General features: G+C 36.9%; 17 protein-coding genes and 2 pseudogenes. All 19 read left to right on the plus strand.

Features of this window, described 5'->3' with window-relative positions:
* Positions 1–234: 234 nt before the first annotated feature.
* Positions 235–315, plus strand: a pseudogene (locus tag NCY30_RS13230) (conjugal transfer protein); the annotation flags it as partial.
* Positions 316–323: 8 nt separating this feature from the next.
* The gene (locus NCY30_RS13235; protein ID WP_243272210.1) at positions 324–1,268 is read left to right on the plus strand and encodes a recombinase family protein; all 945 of its coding nucleotides are present in this window, start codon (positions 324–326) and stop codon (positions 1,266–1,268) included.
* Positions 1,269–1,842: 574 nt separating this feature from the next.
* Positions 1,843–2,457: a class I SAM-dependent methyltransferase gene (locus tag NCY30_RS13240; protein ID WP_173785137.1), complete on the plus strand. Its 615-nt coding sequence runs from the start codon at positions 1,843–1,845 to the stop codon at positions 2,455–2,457.
* Positions 2,427–3,326: pseudogene (locus tag NCY30_RS13245) on the plus strand (DEAD/DEAH box helicase family protein); the annotation flags it as partial. The gene NCY30_RS13240 and the pseudogene NCY30_RS13245, both read left to right, overlap by 31 nt.
* 164 nt (positions 3,327–3,490) lie before the next feature.
* A complete protein-coding gene (locus tag NCY30_RS13250; RefSeq protein WP_256171730.1) occupies positions 3,491–3,880 on the plus strand; it encodes an RNA-binding domain-containing protein in 390 nt (129 codons plus the stop codon).
* Positions 3,881–4,030: 150 nt separating this feature from the next.
* The gene (locus NCY30_RS13255) at positions 4,031–4,231 is read left to right on the plus strand and encodes a helix-turn-helix domain-containing protein (protein WP_117557952.1); all 201 of its coding nucleotides are present in this window, start codon (positions 4,031–4,033) and stop codon (positions 4,229–4,231) included.
* Positions 4,228–5,226: a ParB/RepB/Spo0J family partition protein gene (locus tag NCY30_RS13260; RefSeq protein ID WP_117557950.1), complete on the plus strand. Its 999-nt coding sequence runs from the start codon at positions 4,228–4,230 to the stop codon at positions 5,224–5,226. The genes NCY30_RS13255 and NCY30_RS13260 overlap by 4 nt, the downstream gene beginning before the upstream one ends.
* 1 nt (position 5,227) lies before the next feature.
* Positions 5,228–5,626, plus strand: a complete 399-nt coding sequence (locus NCY30_RS13265) for a hypothetical protein (protein ID WP_147343512.1) — start codon at positions 5,228–5,230, stop codon at positions 5,624–5,626.
* Positions 5,627–5,628: 2 nt separating this feature from the next.
* On the plus strand, positions 5,629–7,107 hold the full coding sequence (locus tag NCY30_RS13270; protein ID WP_117557946.1) for a DEAD/DEAH box helicase: 1,479 nt from the start codon (positions 5,629–5,631) through the stop codon (positions 7,105–7,107).
* Between the two features lie 9 nt (positions 7,108–7,116).
* Positions 7,117–8,121: a ParB N-terminal domain-containing protein gene (locus tag NCY30_RS13275; RefSeq protein WP_117557944.1), complete on the plus strand. Its 1,005-nt coding sequence runs from the start codon at positions 7,117–7,119 to the stop codon at positions 8,119–8,121.
* Positions 8,122–8,222: 101 nt separating this feature from the next.
* Entirely contained in the window at positions 8,223–10,241 is a 2,019-nt protein-coding gene (locus NCY30_RS13280) for a radical SAM protein (RefSeq protein ID WP_117557942.1), read from the plus strand.
* A gap of 11 nt (positions 10,242–10,252) precedes the next feature.
* Entirely contained in the window at positions 10,253–11,701 is a 1,449-nt protein-coding gene (locus NCY30_RS13285) for an ATP-binding protein (protein ID WP_161170223.1), read from the plus strand.
* Positions 11,702–11,823: 122 nt separating this feature from the next.
* Positions 11,824–12,084, plus strand: coding sequence for a DUF6809 family protein (locus NCY30_RS13290; RefSeq protein ID WP_117598312.1), 261 nt, complete (start codon positions 11,824–11,826; stop codon positions 12,082–12,084).
* A gap of 63 nt (positions 12,085–12,147) precedes the next feature.
* The gene (locus tag NCY30_RS13295; protein WP_192934889.1) at positions 12,148–12,309 is read left to right on the plus strand and encodes a hypothetical protein; all 162 of its coding nucleotides are present in this window, start codon (positions 12,148–12,150) and stop codon (positions 12,307–12,309) included.
* Positions 12,310–12,314: 5 nt separating this feature from the next.
* Positions 12,315–13,271, plus strand: a complete 957-nt coding sequence (locus NCY30_RS13300) for an ATP-binding protein (RefSeq protein WP_250818805.1) — start codon at positions 12,315–12,317, stop codon at positions 13,269–13,271.
* Between the two features lie 13 nt (positions 13,272–13,284).
* Complete coding sequence (locus tag NCY30_RS13305; RefSeq protein WP_173784985.1) at positions 13,285–13,626, plus strand: arsenate reductase family protein; 342 nt, start codon at positions 13,285–13,287, stop codon at positions 13,624–13,626.
* Positions 13,627–13,649: 23 nt separating this feature from the next.
* On the plus strand, positions 13,650–14,351 hold the full coding sequence (locus tag NCY30_RS13310) for a hypothetical protein (RefSeq protein ID WP_006427684.1): 702 nt from the start codon (positions 13,650–13,652) through the stop codon (positions 14,349–14,351).
* Positions 14,352–14,589: 238 nt separating this feature from the next.
* Positions 14,590–15,456, plus strand: coding sequence for an NUDIX hydrolase (locus tag NCY30_RS13315; protein WP_022415915.1), 867 nt, complete (start codon positions 14,590–14,592; stop codon positions 15,454–15,456).
* Positions 15,437–16,321 carry a DUF2971 domain-containing protein gene (locus NCY30_RS15255; RefSeq protein ID WP_173784984.1) on the plus strand — a complete coding sequence of 295 codons (885 nt, stop codon included), beginning with the start codon at positions 15,437–15,439 and terminating at the stop codon, positions 16,319–16,321. Before NCY30_RS13315 ends, NCY30_RS15255 begins: the two co-directional genes overlap by 20 nt.
* Positions 16,322–16,424: the final 103 nt, after the last annotated feature.

The following is a 16,424-nucleotide window of genomic DNA, read 5'->3' on the forward strand; positions in this document are numbered from 1 at the left end:
TACGTACTTATAATTCTCAATATGATATTTTAGAAGAACTTAAACAACCAAAAGAAATTCAATACGCAAAACAGAGAAAAATTCAAAAAGAAGTACGAAAAGCAATTTGGCTATATAAAATAAAAAATTTTTGGAATAAGTAGTTGAATGAAAAACTATTAGTCATATTTATAAAGTAGTTAGTCTTAGGATTGACTGCTTTTTTCTTGCCTAAAATTAGATTGGAGTGATGAAATGAGCGATATTTTTAAGGATATGCAGTCAAAAGTCGGCTGTGATTATATTTCTGACCTGCCCTCTTACAAGCGTAAGGTATTGCTCGTATGCTGAATGACCGTGGTGTACCGAACCCGACAGAATACAAACGACTTCATGGGTTACGTTATAAGCAACCCACAAGAAAAAACAGCACACTTTGGAAATATTTTGCTATTTCTGATATGTTGTGCAACGAAATGTATATCGGAAATATGGTACAAGGAAAATACGGTAGTGTTTCTTATAAAACTAAACAGAACAAACCCAGACCCAAAGACGAGTGGTATAGAGTTGAGGGGACACACGAAGCTATCATTGACCGAGAACTTTGGGATAAAGTACAATCGCTGATTGAACAAAATGCAAAACCTTTTTCCGTCGGTACTATCGGGTTATTTGCTCAAAAAACTCGTTGCATGTATTGTGGTTATACAATGCGTTCTAATAAACAGACAGATGGCAGACGGTATCTGCAATGTTCTAATCGCCACGTGTCAAAAGACGCTTGTATCGGTTCTTTTATATCTGTTCCCAAACTGGAACAAGCTGTAATTAAAGAATTGAACCGTATGTCAATGGCATATCTTGATAAGGATGAACTGGAGCAAAATGTCACTTTTAATAATAATTTAAAAGAAAAACAAGAAGCCCTAAAATCTACTATTTCTACTTATGAAAAGAAAATTGCCGAATATACAAAAGGTATTCGTGAACTATATTTAGATAAGGTAAAAGGTATTCTTTCAGAACAAGATTATTTAGATTTATCAAAGGACTTCGTTACTCAAAAAGAAAGGCTTGAAAAACTGGTGGCTGATACGCAAAAACAGCTTGATACGCTTGAAAGAAAAATGGAAGACGGTGATAATCGTCGCCAGTTAATTGAGCAATATACAAATCTTGAACACTTAGACAGGGAAATTGTAGAAAAACTGATTGACTACATTCTTGTTGGCAAAAAAGACCCTGTAACTAAGGAAGTACCTATCGAAATTCATTGGAACTTCTAATTTTTATTCTTATTGTTGTTCTTACAAAGTTGCACCAGATGATGAGATTATATATATTGGAAATGATTTACCAAACGAGTATACAGGATCAAAATATACATATAAATTAAAAGGTGCAGTTGCTAAAGCAAAGGCGAATGCAGCGCAAGGAATTCCAGAGTTATTGGAAATAGCTCAGGGAAATAATTACAAGAAAAATAACGAAGGAAAGCATAATCGAAATGCGAAATATGGTTAGTATAGATATGATTCGCGTTTTGCGCTTCCGGTATATAATAAAAATGGAGATGTTGAAAGATATAATGTTTTTCATGCATCCATGATTGTAAGACATTCGGAAAATGGTAAAATATTTATACGATATTATAGACATAAAAAAAGAAATGAGCAACTCGGTTGAATCCTAAGATTGTACGCGACACTAAACCCATTTCTTATATATAATATTAACCTGCTTGTTAATAAAAGTCAACTATAAAAATTAAAAAGATGATAAGTTGTGCCGTTTCACCAAGTACAGTATAATTAATATAAAATGATGTTGGAACGAGTAACATAATCTCAGGAGGCAAGCGTGAACGCAAGAAACGAAACCACAAAATCAACCACAACACTAGACTACTACAACAAAAACGCAAAAAAATTCATCACCGGCACCATATCCGTAGACTTCGGCACCATACAGAATCACTTCCTGGACAAACTGCATCCGGGAGCGGAAATCTTGGACTACGGCTGCGGTTCCGGCCGCGACACAAAATATTTCTTGGAGCAAGGCTGCAAAGTCACTGCCATAGACGGTTCACAGGAACTATGCAAACTTGCAAGCGAATATACAGGCATCCAGGTAAAGCACATGCTGTTCCAGGACCTGGATGAAAAAGAAGCCTACGACGGAATCTGGGCATGCTCGTCAATCCTTCATGTTCCGGCAAATGAACTGCGGGACATTATAAAGAAGATGGCAAACGCTCTTCGAGCCCACGGAATCATTTACACATCTTTCAAGTACGGAACATTCGAAGGCGAACGAAATGGCAGATATTTTACGGATATGACAGAAGAGACATTTGCAAAATTGATTCAGGACATGGATGAATTAGAGATAGAAGAACAATGGATTACATCAGAGGTACGTCCGGGGCGGGGAGAAGAAAAATGGCTCAATCTAATTTTGAGGAAAGAATAGATACATATGAGATCGAATCTACGAATGTAATGACCGGGGACAGAGACCGGAGCCGGTATCTATATTATCAACTGAAAATGAGTATGGCAAAGGCGAAGCAGATTGATATCATCGTCTCATTTCTGATGGAGTCGGGTGTGCGGATGCTCTTAAATGATATGAAACGGGCGCTGGACCGGGGCGTGAAGATCCGTATCCTGACGGGAAATTATCTGGGAATCACACAGCCGTCGGCTTTATATCTGATCAAGAGCGAGCTCGGTGACCGTGTGGATCTGCGCCTGTATAATGAAACATCACGCTCATTTCATCCAAAATCTTATATCTTTCATTATGAATCTTCGAATGAAATATACATCGGATCATCGAATATTTCCAAAAGTGCGTTAACTTCAGGAATCGAATGGAATTACAGATTCAGTGATACACTGGACAAAAAGAATTATGAATTGTTCTATGCTACATTTGAAGATCTGTTTCTGAACCATTCGATCATTATAGATGATGAAGAATTAAAACGATATTCCAAGGCATGGAAGAAGCCGGCGGTGTCGAGGGATCTGGCGAAATATGACGCTACAGAAGATGGAGAGGACAGGAATGCTGAAAATGTCCGAATGTTGTACCGCCCGCGGGGAGCACAGATAGAGGCACTATATGCGTTACAGGAAAGCCGCATGGAAGGTGCGGCGAAAGGACTTGTATATGCGGCCACCGGAATCGGAAAGACATACCTTGCTGCATTTGATTCGGCAAAATATGAACGGGTGTTATTCGTTGCACACAGGGAAGAAATCCTTAAGCAGGCGGCGGTTTCTTTCAAAAATGTGCGGAACTCGGCGGATTATGGATTCTTTGTGGAGAAGGATGGGTATGCGTTGGCGTTGAGGGATGAAATTGGAGAAGTTGTTGGGAATATGGCGTTTGGCGAGCAGATGGGGGATGTGCTTGGGTATCGGAGTTTGGAGTATTATCGGCGGAGGTATGAGAAGAAATAGTTACAAATAAACAAAAAGAAAAAATTTATAATTTAATATCACAAAAGCAAGAGGGGGCTTATTGGGATTTTAAAAGAGAATGGTATTCAAAAGAAAAACAAGCAGATTTGTTGCATGATATTATTTGTATGGCAAATAACATGGAATGCCGCGATGCATACATAATCATAGGAATCGATGAAGAAAAGGAATGTAGTATTCAAGATGTAAAGAATGATTCTAACAGAAGAAATACACAGAAAATGGTTGATTTTCTTAGAGATAAAAAATTTGCAGGTGGGGTACGTCCAAGGGTAGTAGTAGAACCATTGCAGGTAGAAGATGGAGAAATTGACATTATTATTATAAAAAATGATTATTATACACCATATTTTCTGGAAGAAAATTATAAAGGTGTGAATAGAATTTCCCCACAAGGGGTGTAAGTAAAATCCGCGGACAACTGCTTGTGCGCCGAAACTTTATCGGCATAAAGCGTGTCCGCGGATTTTACCATTTGTACAAGATATTCCATTGAAAGTGTTCCTCTAAAGGATTATAATAAATATGTTGTCATTGTAATATGGAGGAAGTATATGGAACTTTTAACAACAACCGAAATGGCAAAAAAGTGGGGGCTCTCCAGACGAAGAGTAACAACATACTGTACAAATGGGCGGATCGAAGGAGCGATTATGAAGGGAAATACATGGCTAATACCTGATAATGCGATAAAGCCTGAAGATCCCAGGCGTACAAGAAAAAATAGTGATGAGATAGAGGAGGGCGCTAAATGAGTTCATATACTGAGATTGATACAGCTTTATTAGATTTGGATTTTACAAATCCGCGTATACAAAATTATTTACAAAACTATCCGGAAGAAAGCAGATCAGGAGAATTACTTGCTATGCTGCTAGGAACTGGAACTGACAGTTGTGCAAGTTTAAAGGAGTCTATCAAGGAGCATGGTGGAATCATTAATCCAATTATTGTAAATCACTTTCCGGATGGCAGATACGTAGTTATCGAGGGTAACACTCGTCTGCAAATATATAGAGATTTTATTAGGGACAATGTGCCAGGAAATTGGAATAAAATCAGGGCTATCATCTATGAGAATCTCGAAAATAATGAAATGCACTCAATTCGGTTACAGGCACATTTGGTTGGACCAAGAGATTGGGATGCTTATGCCAAGGCGAAATATTTAACCTTTCTTTCGGACGAAGAGAAAATGCCTATGAAAGAACTTTTGGCGTATTGTGGTGGATCCTCAAAAGCATCAGAAATTCGCTACATGATTCAAGCATATAAAGATATGAGAGATATATATGCTCCACTATGTGAGGATGACACACAGTTCGATCAAAAGAAATTTTCCGGCTTTGTTGAATTACAAAAAAAGAATGTTGTGGAAAGTCTTCAGTTACATGGATATGACAAAACTGATTTTGCACAATGGATGGTAGATGAAAAATTCTCTCGATTAGAAGACGTGAGACGATTACCACAGATTCTGAATAGTAAAAGAGCAAGGCAGGCTTTTTTAAAGCATGACACGGCTGCGGCTAAGAAAATTTTAGAAGCTGAGGATATCACACCGGATTCTCTGAAAAATGTTACCTACGAGATGTTGGCCAATGAACTTTCAAAGAGAATGTTTGACATTACACATGTGGAGGTCCTTAAGCTAAAAACAGATGCTGAGTATGAGGAAAAATTAAACGCACTACGAAAAGTAGTTGAGACAGTGCAGAGCATAGTCTTAGATGAAATTGATGGTAACTGATATGGGAGAATCAAATAAGCATAAGGTTTTAGTTGAATACGCCTTAAGATTTATTAAAGATAGCGTTGGGGAGGAGTTGAGTTATTTTATCGAAACCGATATTAATGATGGACGACCGCTTCCTCAATTGACAATGGAAGGATACAGACCAGACGTATTTTTTGAATACAACGGTGTTATGTTTATAGGAGAGGCAAAAACAAGTGATGACATTTTGAGAGAACATAGTATAAATCAATATTACTCATACTTGAAAAAATGTTCATTAAACCAGGGACATGCAACATTTGTTTTGGCAGTTCCTCTTGAAGACCGGGCCAGGGCAAATAATATTCTTGGAAAAATCAAGAAAGAAATACCTGGGGATTATGAAGTAAAAGCGATTGGAATGATTGTATAGTTATGAAAAGTAACAAGTTAAAACGAGAGCCTAAATATATAGCCAAATTTAAGGCTTTTCCGTATCAGCAAGAAGCTGTAGATGCGGTGAAAGATTTAGAATATGCTGCGATTTTTCATGAGCAGGGATTGGGTAAAACTAAAATTGCCATTGATGTGCTTTTATATTGGCTGTCAGAGTGTTCGATGGATACTGCTTTAATTGTTACCAAAAAACAGCTGGTTGCAAACTGGGTTAACGAGTTTAAAGACCATACTTCGATAAAACCTGCAGTGTTAAATACAGATAAAAATAATAACTACCGAATTTTTTGTGGACCATACAGAGTGGTGTTGACAAATTTTGAGACTCTAGAAACAGAAAAACAACAATTCGAATTGTATTTGAAAGTTAGAAATGTCGGGATAATTATTGATGAGTCTGCAAAATTGAAGAATCCTAATTCAAAATTAACAAAGACCTATTTTGAGTTGGCTCCGTTGTTTCAGCGAAGAATTATAATGACAGGTACACCTGTAGCCAATAGACCATATGATATCTGGGCACAGATATATTTTTTGGACTTTGGAGAAAGTCTGGGGGCTGATTTTAACGAGTTTAAAAAGGAAACAGACCTTAGCAATAAACTTAGTAGAAATACTGATTTACAGGAAGAGTTTGAAGATAATATTTCCCAGATTTTTAATAGGATAAGTTCTTTTACAGTTCGCGAAACAAAAAATAGTGGAATCATTACACTGCCGGATAAAGTATATATACAGGAAGTTACAGAATTCAATCGTATGCAAGAGGAGTTGTACGAGCGGATAAGAACTGAATTATATGCTGAAGTGGTAAGAGATGGTGAAAGATATATTGATGATTCCTCTGCAATTGTCAAGCGTCTACTTCGCTTAATACAGGTTACATCAAATCCCAAATTGGTAGACGAGGAATGCGAAGCATCTGCAAAGGAGCCTTTGTTGGATGAACTTATTCAAAAAATATTGGCAAATGGTGAAAAATGTATTGTATGGAGTAATTTTATTGAGAATATAGATTACTTCACTAAAAAGTATCAGGATTTAGGTGCTGTAAAAATACATGGGAAAATGAATATGGATGCTAGAAATCGTTCTGTCCAAAAATTTCATGATGATGATATTCGTATTCTCTTTGCAACTCCAGCATCTGCAAAAGAAGGTCTGACACTAACAATGGCTAATCATGTTATTTTCTATGATAGAGGTTTCAGCCTAGATGATTATTTGCAGGCACAGGATAGAATACACCGCATTTCACAGAAAAAAACATGCTATGTTCATAATATTATTATTAAGGACAGTATAGATGAATGGGTTGACTTATTATTGAAAGCTAAGCAAAATGCAGCGGCATTATCACAGGGAGATATCAGCTTAGGAGATTATCAAGGCGTGGCTGATTATAGTTTTGGAGATATTGTAAAAAGCATTTTGGGATTTGAAGAAGTAGATGAATAAGGTGGCAGTATGGGAATAAGAGTTATTGGACAGAAAAAGTTTGAAGTTACCGAAACAGAATTATTACAACAAGATTTATTGTTTTACCTTGATAATCCTAGAGTATATTCGGTATTGCATGAAAATGGACACGATAATCCGACTCAGACAGAAATTGAAGAGATAATGTGTTCACTGGACCATGTTAAGAGTTTGAAGTCACAAATCATGCAAAATGGTGGCCTTATTGAGCCGCTGATAGTGGTCAAACGAAAAGATAGATATGTTGTGTTGGAGGGAAATAGCCGCCTGGCAGCATACAGAATCTTAGCAAAAAATGACCCGCTTAAATGGTCTAGAGTCTTGGTGCAGATATTACCAGAGGATATTTCTGACTCAGATATATTTACACTTCTCGGTACATTCCATTTAAATCCTAAAAAGGATTGGAGTAAATTTGAACAAGCCGCCTATATTTATAGACAAAAGAAGGAATTGGGATGTTCGGATTCTGCCTTGGGAAAACAAGTGGGTATTTCAGCGATAACTGTAAAAAAATACTGTGAGATATATGGCTTGATGGTAGAGCATAATGATACTCATCAATCTCATTGGAATATGTATGAGCAGTATGTACAGAACAAAGGCATTAAACAATATCGAAACACTTATCCAGAGATGGATTCGTTTTTCGCAAAGCAGGTAAAGACAGGGGAAATTGTCAGAGCTCAGGACGTAAGAGATATACTGGGAAAAATTGCTTCTGATGAGGGTAAAAGTTCAACGCATATAATGCAGGATTATATTAAAGGTGATATCGACTTAGAAGAGGCCCATGCACGTTTTGAGGCCACCGGAAGAAGCGGTGACAACTATGAAAAAGTAAAAAAATTTCAGAGATTAATTTCAGAAAAAGATTTTTGCGATGAGTTAAAAAAAGAGGCTGTTGGCAATAGTAAAGACATATTATTTTCATTGAGAAAAATTAATACAGCAGTAACTCAGTTAATGAAAGAAATTGATAAGAAAAAATAGTAGAGAAGTCAGGGATCGACAAATCAAAAGAAAATGGTTATAATGAAACCGTTCTGGTGATAGCGCTCCAGGACGGTTTCACTATGCGTAGGAGTTTAATCGTGGAAGATATATTGTTAATTGAACCGGCATACAAAAATAAATACCCACCAATCGGGCTAATGAAAATTGCGTATTTTCATCGTTATATCATGCACGATTATGTAAGATTCGCAAAGGGAAGATTACCGGAGGGACTAGAAAATAAAAAATGGGATAGAGTATATGTAACTACTCTTTTTACCTTCGAGTGGGAAAATACAAAAAAAGCATTACAATATGCGCTGTCTGTAGTAAAACCAGGCGGAAAGGTTTTTACGGGAGGTATCCTGGCAACACTGCGGCCGGAGTGGATTGCAAAGGAATTTCCTACTGTAATAAATAATACCGGACTTCTTAATCACGAAGGTACCCTTGGATTAAAAGGGGAGGAGTGTATCGACACACTTCCTTTGGATTACGGGATATTGGACGATATAAAGGATGAGTATAAATATCCTGCGGAGGATGCATACTTTACATATATGACTAGGGGCTGTGGTATGAACTGTACTTTTTGTGCGGTTAAAACATTGGAACCTACATATGAGCCATATGTATCTATTTCAGATAGTATTAAGAGAATTGATAAAGAGTTTGGACCAAAACGAGACCTTTTGTTGATGGATAATAATGTTTTGAGATCTCCCAAATTTGATCAAATAATTGATGAGATAAAAGCATTAGGATTTGAAAAAGGTGCAACATTTGTAAATCCGAAAACAGGAAAAACTGTTGTAAGACATGTTGATTTCAACCAGGGGTTAGATGCATTTTTACTTAATGAGCATAAAGCACAAAGGTTAGGAGAATTAGCAATAAAACCAGCACGTATCGCCTTTGATCATATTGAAGATGAAGATGTATATGTGCGCGCGATTACATTGTGTGCAAGGGCAGGGATTGATCATATGTCCAATTACCTTTTATACAATGGAGAGGATTTCACTGGTAAAGGGCACTCTTATCATGCGGATACACCAGAGGACTTATTCTATCGCATGCACCTGACTATGGAGCTTGGCGAAAATTTAACCGAGGAGCTGGGAAGAAAAATTGCTATTTTTTCGTTCCCTATGAGATATATTCCGCTAGATAATGATCAAAGAGGATTTATTGGTGCTAATTGGAATGCAAAATATCTTCGAGCTCTACAGTGCATGTTGATACCAACACAGGGAAAAGGTATCCAGGGAAGATCCTTCTTTGAGGCAGATTTTGGTAAGACAGCCGAAGACTTCGTGATGTATCTTGCAATGCCTGAAAGATTGTTAAATAAACGTGGTCATTTTGTAGAAAGAAAAGATGAGCCGAAATTTGAAAGAGAGATTCGGTATACACAGTGGTCTGAAAATAGACATCTTATCGACACCTGGATGAAGTATTATTCGATGTTCGAGAAGGATACAGTTCTGGAATATATTGGGTGTAATAGATTTAGCGTGGAAACGTTAGACAAAATTGAAAATGAAGAACTGAAAAAATTGTATTTTCTTTATCTTACGCCAAGTGCAACAATTCGAGTATTCTCGGATTGCACGGAGGATACAAAAAGAATAATTAGCACATTTATTTTAGAAGAACTCCCGTTTATGTATTCTCGTATCGTTGAAACGATACTGAGTTCGAAACCGGGATACAAAGTAATCGCCGGTATACTTGAAAATTTTGGGGAAAAAGTATGTACAGATTTGTTGAAAAAAATCGATCTGTTCAGCGGGCATGATAATGATAAATTAACGATGCTAATAAAGGCAAACAAATCCAAACGCTTAGTTGATTTTGATTTCTCATTATTACAGTTCATTCCATATTTTCACGTGAGTAATTTGCTTTCAAAACAAGAGGAGCAGATTATTATGAACAGCGCATACGAATTAAAAGAGGCGCCAATAAGAAAAATTCTATTATTACATTTGGATGAATTGAAAGATGTATTAATAAAGACAAATGGCGCTCAGCCTGGTGATACACAAATAATTTCTGTAATAGAAGAACAGATTAAAGAACTGTATCATCAGATAAGTATATTTGAATTATAGGAGACAGAATAGTGGAGCATCAGTTATTAATTGGAAAGTTCACACTAGAGTCCCTTACAAGCGGATTGTATGTATCTCCGTTAGACTTATATAGGGAGTATGTACAAAACGCAGCCGATTCAATTGACGAGGCTCTTGAGCAGGGGATTCTAAAGAAAGGAGAAGAAAAGATCTCAATTACGGTTTCAGAATCTGAAAGGATAATAAAGATTTCAGATAATGGAACTGGCGTTGGAGCAAATGATATTTACTCAAATCTTATAGATATAGGAAATTCCAAGAAAAGACATTCTAATAGTCGAGGCTTTAGGGGAATTGGAAGATTATCAGGATTAGGATATTGTCAGAAGTTGAAATTTTTGACATCTATCCATGGAGAAGAAAAGGCATCCTGTATTATATATGATGCTGAAAAATTAAAGTACTTACTCTCTCCACAAGTGGACAGTCGTGATTCGATTGATCAAGTTTTATCAAGTGTTCTCACAATTGAAGAAATACCCGAGCGTATTAATAAGCATTACTTTTCAGTTGAGCTTTACGGAGTAGTCCCAGAAAGTGATTTGCTGAATGATTCCGAGGTGGTCCCGTATTTACAACAGAATCTTCCGGTTCCGTTTTCTAGAGACTTTGTATGGGGCTCAATGATAAAACAAAAGTTGGTCCAGATGGAGGTTGAACTTGCGGAATATAATGTGGAGCTGAGAACAGACCGTACGGTAATAGATATTTGCAAACCGTACAAGAATAAAATACTTGCTGATAGGATAAGAAAAATAAATGATTCTATATCAGATATTAACTTCGTGCCCTTTTATTCTGGCGAAAAAGTTACGGCTATGCTTTGGTATGCGGAGACAAACTTTTTAGGAACCGTTTTGGATAAAGATATAAAGGGAATTAGGATCAGGCAAGGAAATATTCTTATTGGTGACGAGAATACATTAAGGAAATGTTATAAAGAGGAACGATTTAATAGCTGGATGGTTGGAGAGTTGCTTGTCTTTAATGAAGATATCATTCCGAATACAAGACGAGATGACTATGAAAAAAATAGTGCCTATAAAGAACTGCTTAGTCAGTTCACGGAATGGGCTAATGAAATGTCAAGGCAGATACGTCACCGATCTTACGAAAGAAGTTTAACTCAGAGCGATAAGAAATTTTTGGCTGATGAAAGTGTTACGGATGTAGATGGAGTGGACATTTCTCTTGGGACAGAATTAGATAGTTATGATATGGATGATTCTGATTCGGTTGCCAATACAGATCTGCTCAGTAAGTTATCACTGCTTATGGATATGGGAAAAAAGAAAACAAAATATAATGTTTTGAATCTTAATAGTAAGTTTACAGTCGACCAGAAGCAGACGCTAGAGCATGTTTTTGATGCATTGTATGCAAAATATACTAATGCCAAAGCTAATGATATTATCCAGACAATAATCGATTCGTTTTAATTCTAAAATTGACAAAAGAACATACGTTTGACTTAATAACATTAGGTTCGCTACCTAGGGTTTTTTATATTTTGTTAAACAGGCCGATCAATATTTATCCCGGTATTGGAGGTGTGATTGACATGGAATTGGAAGAATGCATCAAAGATAATTTTGATGAGTCACTTCGTGTGTATATTCAGTCTCAAGAATATACCCGACTTAAGCAGCAGGAAGATAGGCTGTTATCATATTTGCAAGCAGGGTTAAGTGATATGCAGAAGCAGCAACTTGGAGCATACATGGACGCAACTACGGAAGTACATAGTGCATTAGCGTCTCAGGATTACGTGAATGGAGTTGTTGATGGTATCGCTTTACGAGAGAAGGTAACAGCAAAATAGGTTGTAAGGATGACCAGCTTTGATTTCCCTTTGAGCTGGCCTTTTCTTTTGTAGGAGGCATTTATGGCAGCAGGATATAAAGCAGGCGATAAAGCCTATATTGTAGAAAGTAATAGGATAGTCCGGGAGTGTACGGTGGTGCGCCCGGCTGGAAATTTGATTATTATAGTTATGAAGCATATAGAAGAAAATATCAAGACGATATCCGTGAGGTTCCGAGAGTAACATTAATGTCATTGGATCAGGAAGAACTGAATCGTTATATTGAACTGTTAAAGAGAGGAAAACGAAGATTAGCAACACTTGATAATGAAAGTATTTATGAACTTATGAGCATAAAGCGAGGAGAGAAAGTAACGCTTAGTGCGACTTTGCTTTTTAGTCCATATCCACAGGCATATTTTCCACAATTGTGTATTACGGCAATTGTAATTCCTGGGAGAACAATAGGAAGTCTTGGCGACATGGGGGAAAGATTCTCGGATAATCAGAGAATAGAAGGAACAATTCCGGAAATGTTGGATGAGGCATTATTATTTGTGAAACGCAATATGCGGACAAAGACAATTATAAGTCCGACAACCGGACGAAGAACTGACAGAACAGACTATCCAATAACAGCGGTTAGAGAAGCTATTATAAATGCATTAGTACATCGTGATTATAGTATTCATACAGAAGGAATGCCGATTCAACTTATAATGTTTGAAGACAGGATTGAAATACATAATCCAGGTGGATTATATGGAAGAATCACTATTGACCAATTAGGAAAAATTCAACCGGATACAAGAAATCCGGTACTTGCATCGGCACTTGAAACATTGGGAATAACAGAAAACAGGTATTCAGGAATTCCAACAATCCGGATGGAAATGGAGAAATATAACTTAAGACAGCCAGAATTCTTGGATGAAAGAGGAAGTTTTATTGTAAAACTATATAAAGAATCAAAGAATGATTATGAAGATATGTCAAATGATGAAGAAACAAATAATTTAATAGTATTTTGTAAAACACCGCGTACAAGAAAGGAAATTTGTGATTATCTGGGGTTAAATTCTGTTACTTATGCTATACAGACGTATGTAAATCCATTAGTAGAAGCTGGCGTAATTAAGTTGAGTATTCCAGATAAGCCAAAGAGTCCAAAACAGTTATATTATAGCGTAGAAAGAGAAGAATGAGAGAGGAACAAGGATGAACATACAAATATTCGGAACCAAGAAAAGCTTCGACAGCAAAAAAGCTGAACGATTTTTCAAAGAGCGCGGAATTAAGTACCAGTTCGTAGATATGAAAGAAAAAGGTCTGAGTAAAGGTGAATTCAATTCGGTATGCCAGGCTGTCGGAGGATATGAAAAACTGATCGATCAGGAGTGCAAGGATAAAGATCTGCTTGCACTGATCACTTATCTAGCAGAGGAAGATAAAGCAGAAAAGATTTTGGAAAATCAAAAGATGATCAAGACACCGATTGTTCGTAATGGAAAGCAGGCAACGGTAGGATATCGGCCGGATGTGTGGAAGAATTGGAAATAGATGCATATGGAGAGTGCGAGAAGATGACATATTACAACCGAGAAGACCAATTCCTGCGACAACGCTTGCAGAAAGAAATCCCGATTTTACGGGCATTAATACAGAACCTATATGAAGAACTGGACAGAAAACTCCATTTGAATGGTGCAAAAGTGCCGATAACATTTGGATATGACACGGACACACTGGGATCTTACACTAGACGAAGTGCACATGAAAAAGAGCATTTTCATTTTTCGCTGTTGTTTATTGCATATGGTGTGAAGAATCCGCTGTCCAAAGAGGATCGCATAGATTTATTCAAACACGAATACGCCCATTACATGCAGTACAATATGCAGATTCCCGAAAAGTATAAATGGCAGGCGGGAACACACGGAAGTGCGTGGAAATACTGCTGTTCTCTAATCGGAGCGGCGCCGACGCCGTATTATAAGGCGGGCGAAGCGCTTATGAATCATGACTATGATAAGGTATTAAAGAACAGGATTCATGATAAGTCCGTGCCGGTCCGGGATACTTATCAGCAACTGAAGACTGCACAGAAGAAAAAGGATGAAGTGGTACAGTATAAGCTTGGCGATGCGGTGACACATCCGAAATTCGGACATGGAATTGTGGAGAAGATTAATCAGAGATCTGGCGGTGTGCATTTACATATTCGGTTTGATGGGGAAGTGAAGTGTATTGATCAGAAATGGCTGTCGCGGAAGAAGTATACGTAAAGAGATATGTGCAAAGAGATATGCGTAAAGAGATATGTGTAAAGAGTATATGTGAAAAGATTCAGTAAAAACAAATAAGCAAGGTAGTGAAGTATCTGAAGAGGATAAACGTACACGAAGAACGTTAGAAGATGAGATGACATTTTTCGTGTGCGTAAATTTGTATATTGACATACTATCAAAGTGATACTATCATAAAGATAATAATATAGGACAAAAAAAGAAAGAGGTAGTAATCATGCGGAAAAAATCAGAAATGCAAAAGGCTAACGAAGAATTTGTAAAGACTTATGATGATTCAAAATATCCAAAACCATCCGTAACTGCAGATATCGTCATTTTCGGAATGTTTGATAAAGAAGAAGATAATTACAGAAAAATAGCCGAGAAAGAGTTAAAGGTACTTTTAATCCAGAGAGGTGCGGCACCATATGAAGGCTGTTATGCCCTTCCGGGCGGATTCGTTGGTCCGAAGGAAACCATCGGCGAAGCCGCAGAACGTGAATTAAAAGAAGAGACAAACTGCAACTGTGATTTCCTGGAACAGTTCGGTACCTACAGCAATCCAAACCGTGATCCGAGAAGATGGGTGATCAGCAATGGATACATGGCACTTGTCAATGCCGGACAGGAAATGATCCAGGCAGGAGATGATGCTTCGGATGCGAAGTGGTTTGATGTGTCATTTCAGGAAGAAGATGGTGTATGGAGTCTGTGCCTGACACATGGGGATGAGAAGCTTCATGCAAGATTAGAAGAGACAACTTCGAAGTGGGATGTAAAGAAGAAATTTAAGACTATAGAAAGCGATGACCTTGCATTTGACCACGAGCTGATTCTTGCAGATGCAATCGTACAGCTTCGCAAGTGGATTACGGAGACGCATATAGCGTTCCGGCTTTTACCGGAGAAGTTTACACTGAGAGAATTGCAACAGATTCATGAGACGGTGCTGGATACGAAGCTTCTGGTTCCGGCGTTTCGAAGAAAAGTGGCTGATAGGGTAGAAGATACCGGGGAGATGACGGGGGATGCTGGGCATAGACCGGCGAAGTTGTATCGGGAGAAAAGGGGAGATAATGTGTGTGAAACGAAAATTATTTAGATATAGATCATTTGATAATGAAATAGTAAATGATTATAGTTATATTCATCAAAGGATGGTTAATGTTGAAAAATGGAAATTTGAAGCATTTGAAGGTTTAGTATATCCGTCATCACCACTTTACTTTAATGATCCATATGATTGTGAATTTTGTTTTCAAGCGGATACAATAGATGAACTTCTTGATAGGAAGGAATATATACAATTGTTAGAAAACAGGTTTCAATTAAAAAAAGAGGAAAAAAATCGAATTCTTTATTCTGATGATATTGAAAAAGCAATGGAGATAATTTTACGATCACATGGTGGAAAACTTTCAGATTCTTTGAAGAATATTTTACAAAACGGATTAAATAATTGTATGAATGAAATTAAGGATTCTATAAGGGTTGTGTGTTTATCAGAAGTTTATAATTCGATGTTAATGTGGAGTCATTATGCACAAAATCATAAAGGTTTTTGTATAGAATACGAATTTGATGAAAGCAATACGTTTTACAAACATTTGCATCCAATAATATATACAAAAGAAAGATATACAACATCTAAACGCGATATGTCGAATACAAATGGGAAATGGATATATAAAACAATTTGTCGAAAATCTGATGTATGGTCCTATGAAAAAGAGTGGCGTATTGTAACAGTAAATTTTAATAAAGTAATGCCAGACAAGTTGAAATATCCAAATGGTAAATATGTTTTAGATTTGAAAGAAAATATAAAGGCATTTTATTTGGGTGCAAAAATTGAGAAAAAATACAAAGAAGAGATAATTTGGTTTGCAAAGCAGAATAATGTTGAGGTTTATCAGATGAATTTATCTCCGGATTCGTATGATCTTATTACAAAAAGAATGATATAAAATAAGTGAGAAAGGTACAGAGAAAATGAAGAATAATTCTTTTTTATCCAGTGAAGAAATTATCAAAAGTTTTTTGTCATATTTGGATGATTCTATATATAGT

It is taken from the genome of Dorea sp. MB18-49, assembly GCF_023669465.1.
In the GTDB taxonomy this organism is placed as follows: Bacteria; Bacillota; Clostridia; order Lachnospirales; family Lachnospiraceae; genus Dorea_A; species Dorea_A longicatena.